General features: G+C 73.0%; 17 protein-coding genes. 12 read left to right on the top strand and 5 right to left on the bottom strand.

The features are described from left to right. The first annotated feature begins 3 nt into the window (after positions 1-3). The gene (locus tag AC061S_RS10880) at positions 4-525 is read left to right on the top strand and encodes an ATP-binding protein (RefSeq protein WP_478685669.1); all 522 of its coding nucleotides are present in this window, start codon (positions 4-6) and stop codon (positions 523-525) included. A gap of 69 nt (positions 526-594) precedes the next feature. Here AC061S_RS10880 and AC061S_RS10875 read toward each other — a convergent pair whose 3' ends face one another. From AC061S_RS10875 to AC061S_RS10865, 3 genes are all read right to left on the bottom strand, one after another. Further along, positions 595-1,533: a SigB/SigF/SigG family RNA polymerase sigma factor gene (locus AC061S_RS10875; RefSeq protein WP_478685668.1), complete on the bottom strand. Its 939-nt coding sequence runs from the start codon at positions 1,531-1,533 to the stop codon at positions 595-597. Between the two features lie 112 nt (positions 1,534-1,645). Further along, a complete protein-coding gene (locus AC061S_RS10870; RefSeq protein WP_478685667.1) occupies positions 1,646-4,147 on the bottom strand; it encodes a SpoIIE family protein phosphatase in 2,502 nt (833 codons plus the stop codon). A gap of 50 nt (positions 4,148-4,197) precedes the next feature. Further along, positions 4,198-4,401: a hypothetical protein gene (locus AC061S_RS10865; protein WP_478685666.1), complete on the bottom strand. Its 204-nt coding sequence runs from the start codon at positions 4,399-4,401 to the stop codon at positions 4,198-4,200. 304 nt (positions 4,402-4,705) lie between these two features. On the opposite strand from AC061S_RS10865, the gene AC061S_RS10860 reads away from it, so the two are divergent. Beyond that, positions 4,706-5,059, top strand: coding sequence for a PRC-barrel domain-containing protein (locus tag AC061S_RS10860; RefSeq protein ID WP_478685665.1), 354 nt, complete (start codon positions 4,706-4,708; stop codon positions 5,057-5,059). 26 nt (positions 5,060-5,085) lie between these two features. Here AC061S_RS10860 and AC061S_RS10855 read toward each other — a convergent pair whose 3' ends face one another. Further along, entirely contained in the window at positions 5,086-5,247 is a 162-nt protein-coding gene (locus tag AC061S_RS10855) for a hypothetical protein (protein WP_478685664.1), read from the bottom strand. Positions 5,248-5,301: 54 nt separating this feature from the next. Next, on the bottom strand, positions 5,302-5,790 hold the full coding sequence (locus AC061S_RS10850) for a hypothetical protein (protein WP_478685663.1): 489 nt from the start codon (positions 5,788-5,790) through the stop codon (positions 5,302-5,304). Between the two features lie 878 nt (positions 5,791-6,668). Here AC061S_RS10850 and AC061S_RS10845 point away from each other — a divergent pair. From AC061S_RS10845 to AC061S_RS10800, 10 genes are all read left to right on the top strand, one after another. Continuing rightward, positions 6,669-8,444: an enoyl-CoA hydratase-related protein gene (locus AC061S_RS10845; protein WP_478685662.1), complete on the top strand. Its 1,776-nt coding sequence runs from the start codon at positions 6,669-6,671 to the stop codon at positions 8,442-8,444. Between the two features lie 101 nt (positions 8,445-8,545). Then, positions 8,546-9,634 carry an NADH-quinone oxidoreductase subunit B family protein gene (locus AC061S_RS10840; protein ID WP_478685661.1) on the top strand — a complete coding sequence of 363 codons (1,089 nt, stop codon included), beginning with the start codon at positions 8,546-8,548 and terminating at the stop codon, positions 9,632-9,634. Positions 9,635-9,709: 75 nt separating this feature from the next. Beyond that, positions 9,710-11,494: a nickel-dependent hydrogenase large subunit gene (locus tag AC061S_RS10835; RefSeq protein ID WP_478685660.1), complete on the top strand. Its 1,785-nt coding sequence runs from the start codon at positions 9,710-9,712 to the stop codon at positions 11,492-11,494. Continuing rightward, the gene (locus AC061S_RS10830) at positions 11,491-12,036 is read left to right on the top strand and encodes a hypothetical protein (protein WP_478685659.1); all 546 of its coding nucleotides are present in this window, start codon (positions 11,491-11,493) and stop codon (positions 12,034-12,036) included. Before AC061S_RS10835 ends, AC061S_RS10830 begins: the two co-directional genes overlap by 4 nt. Then, positions 12,033-12,686, top strand: coding sequence for a DUF5947 family protein (locus AC061S_RS10825; protein WP_478685658.1), 654 nt, complete (start codon positions 12,033-12,035; stop codon positions 12,684-12,686). Before AC061S_RS10830 ends, AC061S_RS10825 begins: the two co-directional genes overlap by 4 nt. Beyond that, positions 12,683-13,375 carry a DUF6084 family protein gene (locus AC061S_RS10820; RefSeq protein ID WP_478685657.1) on the top strand — a complete coding sequence of 231 codons (693 nt, stop codon included), beginning with the start codon at positions 12,683-12,685 and terminating at the stop codon, positions 13,373-13,375. The genes AC061S_RS10825 and AC061S_RS10820 overlap by 4 nt, the downstream gene beginning before the upstream one ends. Then, on the top strand, positions 13,372-14,784 hold the full coding sequence (locus AC061S_RS10815) for a hypothetical protein (protein WP_478685656.1): 1,413 nt from the start codon (positions 13,372-13,374) through the stop codon (positions 14,782-14,784). The genes AC061S_RS10820 and AC061S_RS10815 overlap by 4 nt, the downstream gene beginning before the upstream one ends. Continuing rightward, positions 14,781-15,341, top strand: a complete 561-nt coding sequence (locus tag AC061S_RS10810) for a hydrogenase maturation protease (protein WP_478685655.1) — start codon at positions 14,781-14,783, stop codon at positions 15,339-15,341. Before AC061S_RS10815 ends, AC061S_RS10810 begins: the two co-directional genes overlap by 4 nt. Continuing rightward, positions 15,338-15,442, top strand: coding sequence for a DUF6893 family small protein (locus AC061S_RS10805; protein ID WP_478685654.1), 105 nt, complete (start codon positions 15,338-15,340; stop codon positions 15,440-15,442). Before AC061S_RS10810 ends, AC061S_RS10805 begins: the two co-directional genes overlap by 4 nt. Positions 15,443-15,558: 116 nt before the next feature. After that, entirely contained in the window at positions 15,559-15,963 is a 405-nt protein-coding gene (locus AC061S_RS10800; protein ID WP_478685653.1) for a hydrogenase maturation nickel metallochaperone HypA/HybF, read from the top strand. Positions 15,964-15,965: the final 2 nt, after the last annotated feature.

Genomic DNA, 15,965 nt, shown 5'->3' with positions numbered 1-15,965 from the left:
CGGATGAGCGAGCGCCGGTCACCCGAGTGGTCCCGGCGTCTTCTGTTGCACGGCACCACGGATGTCGTCGGCCGGTGCCGCGACTTCACCCGCCGGGCCCTGACCGAATGGCAGTGGCTGCCGGAGGCCGGCAGCGGAAACGGGACCGGGAGCGGGAACAGCACTGAGGACGAGGCCGCCGAAACCGCAGGCGACGTCCTGCTCCTCGTGTCCGAAGTCGTGGCCAATGCCTGCATGCACGCGGGCGGGCCCAGCTCTCTGCTGCTGCACTGCACCGCCGAGCGGCTGCGCATCGAGGTCACGGACGGCAGTCCTGCCGTGCCCGTCTTCCAATTCCCCGCCGATCCGGCCCGGCCCGGCGGCCACGGGCTGCTCATCGTCGAGCGGCTGGCCCACGCGTGGGGGGCGGATCCCGTGGCCGGCGGGAAGTGCGTATGGGTGGAGGTCGCCACTCCTCAGGCCCTCCGGGGGAACGCGGAGGCGCCCTCGCGGTGGCCGGGCAGGTCTCCCCACCCGGGTGGCTGAGCGTGCCGGTGACGCCGGACACCAGGGCCCGGCATCACCTGCTCAGCATCACCTGCTCAGCGCTGGGCCCTACGCCTCGGAGCCGGCCGGCGCGCGCGTCCGCAGCTGCTCCGCGGTCGCACCCTCCGGGGCCTTCTCGTCCTCGTCGTCCTCGTCCACGTCCACCAGCATCCCGGTCCGCAGCCTGGCCATGATGCGGCTCAGCAGCCGTGAGACGTGCATCTGGGAGAGCCCCAGCCGGGCGCCGATCTCGGCCTGGTTCAGCTCCTCACCGAAGCGCAGCGAGAGGATCAGCCGGTCGCGGTCACTGAGCGTGGCGAGCAGGGGTTTCAACGTCTCCAGGCATTCGATGAGGTCGTACGCCGCCTCTTCCTCCCCCAGCGGCCACCCCCGGGTGCCGCCGTCCGCCTCGGGTCCCACCGGGGCGTCCAGCGATCCCGCCACGTAACCGTTGGCCGCCCGGCGGCCCTCGTCGAGCGCCTCCGTGCTGATGCCGAGGTGCTCTGCCAGTTCGGGGTCGGTCGGGTGCCGTCCCAGTCGCTGTTCGAGCACGTCGTGGGTTTTGGCGATGTCGAGCCGGAGTTCCTGGAGCCGCCGCGGGACCTTCACGGACCAGCTCGTGTCGCGGAAAAACCGCTTCATCTCGCCGGTGATGGTCGGAATGGCGAACGTGGTGAATTCGACCCCGCGCTCGACGTCGTACCGGTTGATGGCCTTGATCAGGCCTACCGTGCCGACCTGGACGATGTCCTCCAGCGGCTCCGAGCGGTTGCGGAACCGGCGGGCCGCGTACTTCACCAGACTGAGGTTGAGCTCGACGAGCGTATTGCGCACGTACGAGTACTCGGCCGTCCCCTCGCGCAGCTCCTTCAGCCGCCGGAAGAGCGCGATGGACAGCGTCCGCGCCTCGCCGGTACTGACGGTGAGCGGGTCCTCGGGGAGGTCTGGCGTCTGGCCACGGAGTTCGACGCGGAACGGATCCATGATGTCGCCGGAAACGGGTGCCATGAGTTCCTCCGACGGGCTGGTGGGTACCGGCCGCCCCTGAGCGGGGCGGCGAGAACCGTCGTGGTCTTCCCGGAGGGATATACCCACATAGGCGAAGGATGACCCCCTTTTTCTACGGAACATCCGCGTCTTGGAGATCCGCGTCCGGAACGTGAATGTCCAGGACGCAGATGTCGTCGCGATGGGTCGCGGACAGCGCGGCGAGCCGGCGGGCGAGGGTTTCGCCGTGGCCCTCCCCGAGGAGTCGCAGGGCCGTCGCCACGAGGCGGTCGAGTCCGGCTTCGATGTTCTCGCCCGGCTCCTCCACCAACCCGTCGGTGTAGAGCAGCAGGCGGTCGCCGGGCAGCAGGTCGATGACGGCCTGCTCGTAGGAGGCTTCGAAGGTCGCACCGAGCAGGGCGCCCTGCGGCTGTTCGAGGAACTCCGCCCGGCCGCCGCGGATCAGCAGGGGCGGCAGGTGGCCTGCCCGTACCCAGATCAGCCGCCGGTCCCAGGGCTGGTAGCGGGCCATGACCATGGTGGCGGTGGCAGTGGCAGTCCCCGACGGGTCCGAACCGCTGTGCAGCAGCAGGGTGTTGAGTCGGCGCAGGACATCGGGCAGGGCCGACCCGGTGACCGTCATGCCCTTGGTGGTGAACCGGAGCTGGGCCATGGTCCCGACGGCGGCCAGACCGTGTCCGGCCACGTCTCCGACGACGAACAGAGCGCTCTCGTCGGGGAGTTCGATGGCGCTGTACCAGTCGCCGCCGACGTTGATCCCGCTGTCCGCGGGGACGTAGGCCACGTCGATGCAGAGGCCCGCCAGTTCCAGGGACTGTTCGGGGATCGGCAGCAGGGTGTCCTGGAGGCGTGCGGCGAGCGCGCGTTCGGCCTGGAGCATGCCCCGCTGGAGGAGGACGGCCCGCTCGCTCTCGCGCAGCGCGACTTCCACGTCGTGCTGCGCGGTCAGGTCCTGGAAGAAGCCGTGCACCTCGACGGGGATGCCGTCGGCGTCCGTCTGCGCCTCGGCGACGATCCGCAGGTGCCGGACTCCCCGCGCGGTGGTGATCCGGAACGGCTGGTCGATGGCCTCCCCCTCGCTCAGCAGCCGTTCGACGGCGGCACCGAGCTGCGGAAGGTCGTCGGGGACGAGGTGGCGCGGCAGCTCCTCCAGCGTCATCGGGCCCCGGGCCGGATCCCGTCCGAAGATGGCATAGACCTGCTCGGACCAGCTGACGGTGTCGGTGACCAGGTTCCAGTCCGCCCAGCCCAGGTTGCCGAGGCGCTGCATGTCGGCCAGCCGGCGCGTCTCGCGCTGGCTGCCGTCGTGGCAGACCCAGGACACGACCAGGTGGTCTCCGAGCCGGGACGCCCGGACCGAGTAGACGGACTGCCGGGGGACGCCGGCGATCACTTCCTCGTAGGTGAAGGGCTCCCCTTCGTACCTGGTTCCGGTGGTGAGCGTCTTGAGGTAGCCCTCCCAGAGCGCGGTGCCCGCCACCGTGGGGTACGTCTCCAGGATCCGGCGGCCCACGAGCTCCTTGCCCCGCCGGCCGGCGACGTCCACGGACTCGGGCGCGGCCGCGTCGATGCGGTAGTCCTCCACCTCCCCCGCCTCCGAGCGCAGGGGGGTGAGCAGGGTCGCGGGTCCGCTCATGGTGTCCAGGATCAGCTGGACGGACGCCGCGTACTCGCCGTCGGACCCCACGCCGTCCGCGGGGGCTCGTTCCCGAGCCCCCAAGGGCCCCGCGCACAGCCGGGTCGCCTGGCGCAGCAACGCCCGGGTGTCGGCGGCGAAGGGGCCGGGCCGTGTGCGCAGGAACCCGACGGCCGCGATCGGAGGTCCGTCGCCGGGCACCGGGATCCAGGCTCGCGAAGGCCACCGCTCCGGCGGGTCCCCGATCAGCAGATAGCGCCGGGCATCCTGCTCGGGGTCCTCCAGCCAGAGGGCGCGGCGGCCGGCGATCGCTTCGAGGCCGGCGACCCCGCTCAGTGGAGGAATGTGGCGCCACTGCTCGGCCAGCGCCTCGTCGATTCCGGCACTTCCGGTCAGGTCCAGGCTTCCGGCGGCGGCCACGGCGTAGATCATCACCGCGTCCACGTCGGTGGCCCCGCCGAGCACGGTCACCAACAGCTCCGCGATGTCGTCGCCGCCGTGCGCCACGGCCAGCCCGTCGGCCACCCGTGCCAGGAGCGCACTGAGCTCGGCCGCACCGTGGTGGCGGCCGGCGAGATAGCGCCGCCTGCTGAACGCCGAGACGCCCGGCTCCTTCTCCGGGTCCGGCTCCTTCTCCGCGCCCGGGCCCTTCTTCGGGCCCGTGGCCGAAGCTGTGGGCAGGGAGATCCGGGCGGTCCCCGGCTGTCGGCGCACACGGACCTGTCCCAGCGTGAGCCAGCACTCCTCCATGAGGGTGCGGCCGCGCCGGCCGGCCCGTTTGAGAAGCAGCTCGTACGCCTCGCCGGCGGAGACTCCCGCCTGGGCCATCACTACGCCCTTGGCCCGCTCGACGACGGCCGTGGTGGCGGCGACCCCTTCCAGGTCCACGACTTCGGAGTGGAGTCTGGCCACCACCCTGGCGAGCGCCACCACCTCGGGTGCGGCGCCCTCACCCACCGGTGCGGCATCGCCCTTCACATCTTGAGCATGGCACGCCCGCCCCGCGGGCGCCCAGGTGCGACCCGGCCTCACTCACCGCGCGGGCCCACCCACCGGGTGCCCTTCCCGTCCGGCTTCTCGGGCTGCTGGGGACGGTCCAGACGGCTGGCTTCGTCCGTGTCGGCCGCCGGCGTGGTCCTGTCGTCGCGGCGCTCGGCGTGCGCCTTGCGGCGCCTGTCCCGTTTCCCCTCTCCTTCCAGCGGTACTCCTCCTGCGCCACCCTGCTCGTCCATGGCCGTCCTCCTCCTCGCTCGACGGAAGTCCCGCACGGGCGGCTGCCCCGCTCCGGGCTCCGCAAACCGACGTGCACTCACCGCACCGCCCAGGCGTCGGCCGCGCGCGGCCGGGTAGGCGCCCGGTGCGGGATGCGGCCTCGGCCTCATGGCTGCGACGGGGGCCGCATTCCGTCGTGTCGTCACGGGACGGCGACGGCCGTACGGGCGCCGGGAAGCGCGCGACCGCCGGGCGGGGCGTACGCGGACCCTTTCCGGGAAGGCGCGGGAGAAGGAAAGGCCACGCACGGAGAGGCTCGGAACCATGAGCGGGCAAGACATCTGGGGCCACGAAGACACCACCGGCTATGCCAAGGGGATCGACCTCGTCGGCTACAAGGTCGAGGCCACCGACGGCAGCATCGGAAAGGTCGACAAGCACTCCGAGGAGGTCGGCGCCTCCCTCATCGTCGTCGATACCGGGATGTGGATCTTCAGCAAGCACGTCCTGCTCCCGGCCGGCGTCATCACGCGGATCGACACGGTCGAGCAGACCGTCCACGTCAACAGGAGCAAGGAACAGATCAAGAACGCACCGGAGTTCGACGAGTCGAAGTACGACACCGGGCCCAGCTATCTGGAGCAGTTCGCCCGGTACTACAACCAGCCCCACATGTGAGTCCGCCCGCCTCCCGTCCCGGCGCGCTACTCCCCCTCGAAGGCCTCCGCCAGTACGTCCTCCGGGCGGATCGCGCGCCGTACGAGCCGCTCGGCGGCCTCGGCGGGCCGCAGTCGGCGCCGTGCGGCGTAGGCGCACAGGTGCAGCTCCGCCTCGTGGGGCCGGAGCGACGCGGTGGCGGCGAGCATGCCGCAGGCCGTATCCACACCGGGTCCGCCCACGCACGCACCCGCACCGGCAGGTCACGTCCCGGGACAGGGGTGTCCGTCGTCGGCGCGGGCCCGGCGGATGCCCTCCGCGCGCCACCACAGGACCCGGGCGTCGAGGCTGCCGCGCAGCGTGGCGTTCTCGGCGTCCGGGCCCAGGGCCGGAGGGGGTGCGTAGCGGGAGGCGGCGGAACCGGGGGTCCGGACGCCGATGGTGGTCAGGTGGGCGGCACGCCGTACCGTCCAGGCGCGTACGAGCTCCACCAGGACGGCGGATTCGCCATCGGCGAACCGGCCGACGTCCAGGACCAGGAAGCGGACCAGGGGCGGCAGGACGGCCAGCGCGCGCCCGATCGCTTCCGCGTCGCCTGCGGCGGGCTCCGCCCGGCCGTCGGGGCACAGCGTGAGGATGGCGAGCGGACCCAGGAACTGGACGTGCGTGGGAAGGGCTTCATCGGGCGTCCCCTGATAGGGGTGGCAGCCCGGAGAGCCGGGGGCCCGTGGGTCCGCGGGGGTCCGGAGCACGGCGGATGCCGTGGACAGGTCCGGCGTTCGAAGCCGCGAAGGCACCGGACAGGCGTGCCGCGGCCCGCCCGGCAGGACGGCGGGTCGGCGGAGGCTCAAAGCGACGGAACCAGGCTGGTCCATCCCTCCCACCCTCCCACGGCACGGGGCCGTGCGGGGCCCCGGAGCGGCACGAATGTCCGGAGGGCCGGACGGGCTACGGGAACCAGGAGCCGTAGCCGGCGCGGCCCAGGTGACCGGTGTACCGGATCACGTGACCGGTTCCGGTGCCGGCACGGGGCCCGGGAGCGGTCCCGGCGGAGGGTGCCGATCGGGCCGCGGTACGGGCGGCGGATCGGGTTCGGGCTGCGGAGGCGCCGGCGGCACCGGATCCGGCCCGGGCGCCGGCACCGGTCCCGGCAGCGGCCCGGGTCGCGGCCCCGGGCCGGGGCCCGGCGCGGGGGTCGGGTTGGGTGGCACCGGATCGTTCGGCGGTGTCCCCATCGACGCTCCCGCCCCTCGTACCGGATGGGGACGGGCGGGCCGGCGGCCTTCGGGATGCGTCATGCTGCGTCCGATCGTTCGTCCGGGAACCGGCGGCGACGCCGGTCGGCACCCTCCGTGGTGCCCGTTGCGCACGTCGCTGCTGCCCGGCAGCAGGCGCCGCATCCCGCGCCTACCCGCATCGCCGGGCCGTAGACGCCCCCTCGTCGGCCGCGGGCGCCTGCCGCCGAGCGGCCCTGCGGGAAGGCGCGTACGGGTGACAGCCGCCGCGGGTTGCACGTGCTCACCGCCGGGCGTAGCGAAGCATCTCTGGCGGCCGGTCACGCACCGGCCCCGCACCGCCGATCCGGCCGGACACCCCGTGCCGCGGCTCCGGTCCGTCGCAGGGAGTCCCCGTGCACGTCCTGCTCGTCGCGAGCGCGTTCAACAGCCTCACCCAGCGGGTCCACGCCGAGCTGCGCGATCACGGCCACAGCGTCTCCGTGGAGCTGGCGCTCCCCCGGGTCGACCTTGCCGGGTCCGTCCGCCGGCACCGGCCGGACCTGATCGTCGCACCGATGCTGACCTCGGCCGTGCCGGAGGAGGTCTGGTCCGCGCACACCTGCCTGATCATCCATCCCGGGCCGGTCGGGGACCGGGGTCCCTCCTCGCTCGACCGCGCGGTGCTGGACAGTGCCCCGCGGTGGGGCGTCACCGTTCTGCAGGCCAACGCGGAGATGGACGCCGGGGACGTGTGGGCCGCGGTGGACTGCCCCGGGCCGGACCCGGCCGGGTCCAAGAGCGCCTGGTACCGGGGCGAGGTCGCCGACGCGGCCCTGGCGGCCGTCCTGCTCGCCGTGGACCGCTTCGCGTCGGGAACGTACACCCCCGTGCCGCAGACCGAGGGCTTCGCGCGCCCCCTGGTGCGCCAGGACGACCGCCGGATCGACTGGCTCCGGGACGACACCGGGCGGGTGCTGCGCACCCTGCGCGCGGCCGACTCGCGGCCCGGCGTACGGGACGACCTGCTCGGCGCCACCTGGTACCTGCACGGCGGCCACCGCGAGGACCGGCTGCGCGGCCTCCCGGGGGACCTGCTGGCCACCCGGGCGGGGGCGGTCTGCCGGGCCACCACCGACGGGGCCGTGTGGATCCCGGAGCTGCGGGCCCACCGCGCCCCGGGGGAACCGGCCGCCCCCAAGCTCCCCGCCGCCCTCGCGCTCGGAGACCTGCTGCCCGGGCTGCCGGAACTTCCCGCCCCGGCGGAAGACCACCGGGGAACCCGCGCCTGGTCCGACATCGGCTACCACGAGGAGGGCGGGGCCGGGTTCCTGTCGTTCGCCTTCCCGGGCGGCGCGATGGGCACCGCGCACTGCCGGCGTCTGCTGGACGCCTACCGCGCGGCGTGCACCCGCCCCACCTCGGTGCTCGTGCTCGGCGGCGGCCGGGACTTCTTCTCCAACGGCATCCACCTCGGCGTGATCGAGGCCGCGCCCGATCCCGCCGAGGAGTCCTGGGCCAACATCAACGCCATGGACGACCTGGTGGAGGCCGTCCTGACCACCACCGACCGGCTCGTGATCTCCGCGCTGGGGGGCAACGCGGCCGCCGGAGGAGCCATGCTGGCCCTCGCCGCCGACGAGGTGTGGTGCCGCTCCGGCGTGGTCCTCAATCCGCACTACCGGCTGATGGGCCTGTACGGATCGGAGTTCTGGACGTACACCCTGCCGCGCCGGATCGGCTCGGCAGGTGCGGAACACCTGGCCGCGGAGGCCCTGCCGCTGAGCGCCGCGGCGGCCCGGCGGCTCGGTCTGGTGGACCGTACGGTCGACTGCCCGCCCGGGGACTTCGCGGACCGGGCTTCGGCGCTCGCCGCGCGGCTCGCCGGCCACCCGGCCACCGGCTCCCGGATCGCCGCGAAGAAGGCGCGCCGTGAGCTCGACGAGGCGCGGCGCCCGCTGGCCGCCTACCGGGCGGCCGAGCTGGAGCGGATGCGGCGGACCTTCTTCGACCCTGATTCCCCGTACCACGCGCTGCGGCGGGCCTTCGTACGCAAGGAGCGGCCCGGCGCGACCCCGCCGCTCCTCGCGCGCGCCGTACCGGCCCGGCACGGTGCGCCGCCGTCCGCGCGGCCGGACCCCGTCACCGGACCGGGTGTACATGACGGGGCACCGGACCCCGGCGGGTGCTAGCAAGAAAGGTGGGGCCGATGAGCCCCCCGCGGTGACGGGCCTCCCCTGCGGGCCCGACCGCCGCCGCTCCTCTCCCTCCCCCTCCCCAAGGAGGCCTCCGCATGGACGCAGCAACGCCGGCCCCGGCGGCAGACGACCCGGCAGCGGACAACCCCGCGGCGGACGATCCGCTGATCCACATCCTCTGGATCAACGCGGGCCTGAGCTGTGACGGCGACTCCGTGTCCCTGACCGCCGCGATGCAGCCGAGCATCGAGGAGATCGTGACGGGGACGCTCCCGGGGCTGCCCCGGATCGCCGTGCACTGGCCGCTGATCGATTTCGAGTGCGGTCCCGTCGGCGGCGCGGACACGTTCATCGAGTGGTTCTTCAAGGGCGAGCGCGGCGAGATCGACCCCTTCGTGCTGGTGGTCGAGGGCTCCATCCCCAACGAGAAGATCAAGGCCGAGGGCTACTGGTGCGGGTTCGGCGACGATCCGGCGACCGGGCAGCCCATCACCACCAGCGAGTGGATCGACCGGCTGGCGCCCAAGGCCCTCGCCGTGGTGGCGATCGGCACCTGCGCCACGTACGGCGGCATCCACGCGATGGAGGGCAACCCGACCGGCGCCATGGGCCTGCCCGACTACCTGGGCTGGGACTGGAAGTCGCACGCCGGGATCCCGATCGTGTGCGTGCCGGGCTGTCCGATCCAGCCGGACAACTTCTCGGAGACCCTGACCTACCTGCTCTACCAGGCGGCCGGCTCCGCCCCGATGATCCCGCTGGACGACAAGCTGCGGCCCACGTGGCTGTTCGGCAACACGGTGCACGAGGGCTGCGACCGGGCCGGCTACTACGAGCAGGGCGAGTTCGCGGAGACCTACGACTCTCCCAAGTGCCTGGTGAAGATCGGCTGTTGGGGTCCGGTGGTCAAGTGCAACGTGCCCAAGCGCGGCTGGATGAACGGCATCGGCGGCTGTCCGAACGTGGGCGGCATCTGCATCGCCTGCACGATGCCGGGCTTCCCGGACAAGTTCATGCCGTTCATGGACAAGCCGCCGGGCGCGACGGTCTCCACCAAGGCCAGCGGCGCGTACGGCGCGCTGATCCGCAGGCTCCGGGCGATCACCCTGCACACCGTCGACCAGGAGCCCAAGTGGCGCCACTCCGGCGAGAAGCTGACGACGGGCTACCGCCCGCCCTGGTGAACCCCGGCCCGACGGTCACCCGCCCGCTCCGCACACCTCCTCCACCCGCGCTGATGAAGGGTCACGGCAGACACGATGGAACCGAAGACGAAGGCGGCCGGCGACGGCAGCGGCCTGGTCGAGATGGCATGGGATCCGATCACCCGGATCGTGGGCAGTCTCGGCATCCACACGAAGATCGACTTCAAGCAGAAGCGGGTCGCCGAGTGCTACAGCACCTCGTCGGTCTTCCGTGGGTACAGCGTCTTCATGCGCGGCAAGGACCCTCGTGACGCGCACTTCATCACCAGCCGCATCTGCGGGATCTGCGGCGACAACCACGCGACCTGCTCCGTGTACGCCCAGAACATGGCCTACGGGGTGAAGCCTCCGCACCTCGCCGAATGGATCATCAACCTCGGCGAGTCCGCGGAGTACATGTTCGACCACAACATCTTCCAGGAGAACCTGGTCGGGGTCGACTACTGCGAGAAGATGGTCCGCGAGACCAACCCCGGGGTCCTGGAGCTGGCCGAGCGGACACCGGCCCCGCACGCGGGCGAGCACGGCTACCGCACCATCGCGGACATCATGCGCTCGCTCAACCCCATCGAGGGCGAGTTCTACCGCGAGGCCCTCCAAGTCAGCCGCTACACACGGGAGATGTTCTGCCTGATGGAGGGGCGCCACGTGCACCCCTCCACGCTCTACCCGGGCGGTGTGGGAACCATCGCGTCGGTCCAGCTCTTCACCGACTACATGAGCCGCCTGATGCGGTACGTGGAGTTCATGAAGAAGGTGGTGCCCCTGCACGACGACCTGTTCGACTTCTTCTACGAGGCCCTGCCCGGCTACGAGGAAGTCGGCCGCCGGCGCGTCCTGTTGGGCTGCTGGGGCGCCCTCAACGACCCCGAGTACTGCGACTTCACGTACGCCAACATGACCGACTGGGGACGGAAGATGTTCGTCACCCCGGGCGTGGTGGTGGACGGCAAACTGGTCACCAACGACCTCACCGAGATCAACCTGGGCATCCGCATCCTGCTGGGCAGCTCGTACTACGACGACTGGCAGGGGCAGGAGCAGTTCGTCACGCACGACCCGCTCGGCAACCCGGTGGACCCGCGCCACCCGTGGAACCAGCACACCATCCCGGCTCCGCAGAAGCGCAACTTCGACGACAAGTACAGCTGGGTGATGTCGCCCCGCTGGTTCGACGGCAAGGACCACCTGGCGCTCGACACCGGCGGCGGCCCCATCGCCCGGCTCTGGTCCACCGCGCTGTCCGGGCTGGTCGACGTGGGCTACGTCAAGGCCACCGGGCACAGCGTGGTCATCAACCTGCCGAAGACCATGACCAAGCCCGAGACGACCTTCGAGTGGCAGATCCCCAAGTGGAGCAACGCCCTGGAGCGCAACCGGGCCCGTACCTACTTCCAGGCCTACGCCGCGGCCATCGCCCTGCACTGCGCCGAGAAGGGGCTCGCGGAGGTGCGCGCCGGACGCACCCAGACCTGGGAGAAGTTCGAGGTGCCGGACCAAGCGGTCGGCGTCGGCTTCACCGAGGCCGTCCGGGGCGTCCTGTCGCACCACATGGTGATCCGCGACGGGAAGATCGCCAACTACCACCCCTATCCGCCGACCCCGTGGAACGCCAGCACCCGGGACACCTTCGGCACCCCGGGACCGTACGAGGACGCCGTGCAGAACACCCCCATCTTCGAGGAGAACACCCCGGAGAACTTCAAGGGCATCGACATCATGCGGGCGGTCCGCAGCTTCGACCCGTGCCTGCCGTGCGGGGTGCACATGTACGTGGGCGGCGGCAAGACGGTCAAGACCATGCACGTGCCCACCGGCCTGAGCGGACTGGGCGGATGAGCGCCGCGCGCACGGGAACCCGGGTGGACGCCCGGGAGGCGGGGCGCCGGGTGGACGAGGTGCTCGACCGGCTCGCCGCCACGGGCGACCGGGCGGCCTGCGCCGCCGCCGAGGAACTGGTCCGGGGCCTCATGGAGTTCTACGGGGCCGGGCTCGCCCGGATCACGGAACGGCTCGGCGACCACGGCCTGGCCCCGCTGCTCGACGACGAGCTCGTGGCGAGCCTGCTGGCCCTTCACGACCTGAACCCCGAGGACGTGCGCGTCCGGATCGGGCGGGCGCTGCGGTCCGCACCGGAGCCCGTGGAGCTGCTCGGCTTCGACCCGGCCTCCGGCGTCCTGCGGCTGAGCGTTCCCGCGGCCGCCGGCGGCTGCGGCTGCGGCGGTGCGGAGGCCGGCTCCTCGGCCGTACCGCAGGGCGTGGCGGACGCCCTGGCGGCCTTCGCGCCCGAAGTGACCTCCGTGGAGGTGGAGAAGGCGGCCCCCACACCCGCCCTCCTGCAGATCGGCGCCCGCCCGCAGACCCCGGCACGGGTGCGGTGAGCGCGCCGGCCCCGGCCGCGCGCGGCCTGCGCCGGTTCGCCGGCGTGCGCCCGCCGCGCCCCGAGACCTGCGAACTGTGCGGGGTGCCCGTCGCCGAGGACGGCCACCGCCACCTCGTGGAGACCGAGCGGCGGGCCCTGGTCTGCGCCTGCACCGCCTGCGCGCTGCTCTTCGACCGGCCGGGGGCGGCCGCCGGCCGGTTCCGCGCCGTGCCGGACCGCTACCTCACCGACCCGGCGCATCCGCTGGGCGACGGCGCCTGGGAGGCCCTCCAGATCCCCGTCGGGGTGGCCTTCCTCTTCCGCAACGCCGCACTGGACCGCCTGGTCGCGCTCTACCCCAGCCCCGCCGGGGCCACCGAGAGCGAGCTCGACCCGGAGACCTGGCAGCAGGTGCTCGGCGCCGGACGGCTGGCCGCCCTGCTGGAACCCGACGTGGAGGCGCTGCTGCTGCACCGGGCGCAGGGCCGTACCACCTGCCACCTGGTCCCCATCGACATCTGCTACGAGCTGGTGGGCCGGATGCGGATGCTCTGGCAGGGCTTCGACGGGGGCGCGGAGGCCCGGGAGGCGCTGCGCGTCTTCTTCGAGCGGGTGGAGCGGCGGGCCCGGGCGATCGCGCCGGATCCGGTGGAAGCGGGGCGGCCGTGACGGACTTCGCCTTCGCCTGCACCGGGGTGCGCGCCGATCCGTACGCCGCCGGACCCACCCTGGTGTTCCGGCTGCGGCTGACCGCCTCGCCCGGGGTGCGCGTGCACGCCGTCGCCCTGCGCTGCCAGCTCCGCGTCGAACCCGCCAAGCGCCGCTACGGCCCGGCCGAGGCGGACGGCCTGGCCGACCTCTTCGGCGCTCCCTCCCGCTGGGGCTCCACCCTCCAACCCGTGCAGTTCGCGCAGGTCTCGGTGATGGTGCCGAGCTTCACCGGGGAGACCGAGGTCGACCTCGTGGTGCCGTGCAGCTACGACATGGACATCGCGGCGACCCGGTACTTCGCCGCGCTCCAGGGCGGTGAGGTCCCGATGCTGATGCTGTTCTCGGGGACCGCGTTCACCGGGGCGGGCGGCTTCCACGTCGAACCGGTGCCCTGGGACCGCGAGGCGGCCTACCGGATGCCCGTGGCCGTATGGCGGGAGATGGTCGAGCAGCACTTCCCCGGGTGCGGCTGGCTGCGTCTGCCCGCCGACACGATGGCCGAGCTGCTCGCCTTCCGCTCGCGGCACGCCCTCCCCTCCTGGGAGGCCACCGTGCGCACCCTCCTGGACACCGCGGCCGGCCCTGAGCCCGGCCCGGTCCGGCTGGGGGCGCCGCCGCCGCTCGTCTCCGAGAGGACGGCACCATGACCACGACCGCCCACGCCCCCGCCGACGCCCCGGACTCCCGCTTCGCCACGGCGCGGCAGGTGGCCGACGCCGTCCTCTTCGAGGGGTACGTCCTCTACCCCTACCGGGCCTCGGCGGCGAAGAACCGGATGCGCTGGCAGTTCGGCGTGATCGTGCCGCCCGCCTGGGCCCCCGCGCACGGGGAGCACTCCTTCCAGCGGACGGAGATCCTGCTGGAGCCCCGGGGCGCGGCGACGCTCTCCGTGGAACTGCGCTTCCTGCACGCGCAGCGGCGTACGGTCCAACGGGCCCTCGCCGACGGCACGTTCGAGGAGGTCGCCGAACTCCAGCTCGCCGACCGCGTCCTGGTTCCCTGGGACGAAGGGACCGAGGAGCGGGTCGAGGTGTCCGTCGCCGTGGCCGGACTGTCCGGAGCCGAGGCCGTCTTCCCCGTCTCCCGTCCCGCCCGGGAGGAGGTCGAGCCGGTCCTCGACGCCGACGGACGCACGGTCGGCCGCCTGGTGCGGCGTACGGAGCGGATCGACGGGCTGCTGCGCCTGCGCGCCGCCGAACTCGAAGGCCCGTACCGGGTGTCGAAGCTCACCGCCGTGGTGGAGAACACCAGTCCGTGGGCCCCGGCGGATCCGTCCGCGACCCGGGAGGAGGCGCTGCCCCGCTCCCTCGTCGCCGCCCATCTCCTGCTGGCGCTGGACTCCGGTTCCTTCCTGTCGATGACCGACCCGCCCGAGTGGGCCAAGGGGGCGGTGGCGACCTGCGAGAACCGGAACACCTGGCCGGTGCTGGCGGGCGAGCCGGGCCGCACGGACGTGGTCCTGTCCTCCCCCATCATCCTGGAGGACCACCCGGCCATCGCCCCCGAGAGCGCCGGGGCCATGTACGACGCCACCGAGATCGACGAGATCCTGGCGCTGCGCACCGCGGCCCTCACCGAACAGGAGAAGCGGGAGGCCCGCGGGACGGATCCCCGGGCGGCCGCCGTGATCGAGCTGGCCGATTCGATGCCGCCCGAGGTACTGGAACGGCTGCACGGGGCCGTACGGGGCCTGCGCGACATCACCGGCGAGACCGGCTCCGCGGACCCCGACGCCCTGTTCCGGCCCGAGACGCCCTGGTGGGACCCCGCCGGGGCGGACTCCGCGGCACCCGTCCCCGAGCACGTGACGGTCGACGGAGTCCGGGTGGGCGTCGGAAGCCGTGTGGTGCTGCGCCCGGGGCTGCGGCGGACCGACGCCCAGGACCTGTTCCTCCAGGGCCGCGCCGCCCGGGTGGAGGCCGTCCTGCACGATGTCGACGGGGGTGTGCACCTGGCCGTCACCGTGGAGGGCGACCCCGGCGCCGACATCCGCCGGGAACAGGGCAGGTTCCTGTACTTCCAGCCGGACGAGGTCACCCCCGGGGAGCGGGCGTGAGCGGCCGCACCCTGATCGCGGGCATCGGCAACGTCTTCCTCGGCGACGACGGCTTCGGCGTGGAGACCCTGCGGGCCCTGACGGCGCACCCGCTGCCGCAGGGCGTGGAGGCGGTGGACTTCGGAGTGCGCGGGGTCCACCTGGCCTACCAGTTGCTGGACGGCTACGACACGGCCGTCCTCGTCGACGCCACCGCGCGCGGCGGGGCGCCCGGCACCCTGTACCTGATCGAGGTCGGCGAGGAGGACGTGGGCGCTACCGAGGACGTGGGCGCTCCCCCGGGCCGGGCCGCTCTCGACGGCCACGACATGTCTCCGGCCACCGTCCTCGCCCTGCTGGACACCCTGTGCGCCGGGACCGGCGCCGAAGCACCCCGTCGCGTACTGGTCCTGGGATGCGAACCCGCCTGCGTCGAGGAGGGCATCGGGCTGAGTGCGCCCGTGGCCGACGCGGTGCCGGAGGCCGTGCGCGCGCTCCTGGACCTGGTCCGCCAGGAGGAGCCGTACGCGCCCGGACCGGGCGACCCGAACCGCCGAGAACTGAGGAGCACACCGTGAAGAAGGCAGTCGTCGGCGGAGCCGCCGCCCTGGCCCTGGTCGCCGTCCTCAAGCAGGTCCTGCCCGACATCAGGCGCTACCTGCGCATCCGCCGCATGTGAACCGTACGCCCCGGCCTCCGAATGGAGTACGGGGCGTACGGGCCCTCGGCGTGCCCGGCCGTGCCGCCCCGGTCCTGCCGGTGTAATGAGCCCCGGCAGGACGGAGACGGAAGCCGATGCACGAGATGTCGATCGCCATGGCCGTCGTGGGTCAGGTGGAAGAGGCGGCCCCGGAGGCCGGCGGTGCCGTGAGCAGAGTGGAGCTCCACGTAGGCGAGTTGGCCGGGGTGGTCCCGGATGCACTCGCCTTCTGCTTCGAACTGGCCTGCGCCGGAACCGTCCTGGAGGGCGCCGAGCTCGTCGTCCGCCCCGTCGAGGCCCGCGCCCGCTGCGCTGCCTGCACGGGCGAATGGGCCGTGGGAATGCCTCCCGAACTGTGCTGCCCCGGCTGTGGACGGGCCACGGAGGTGGAGCTGCTCTCGGGACGCGAGCTGCGCATCCTGACCGTCACCTGGGAGGACGCGCGGGCCGCCGAGGCCGCCGCGGTCCCCAGCCGCGCACCGATCTCCGAGGAGGCCTGACC

Source organism: Streptomyces sp. CA189 (assembly GCF_056428985.1).
The sequence above is the reverse complement of the archived record's forward strand: the minus strand, read 5'-3'. Positions and strand labels throughout refer to the sequence as shown.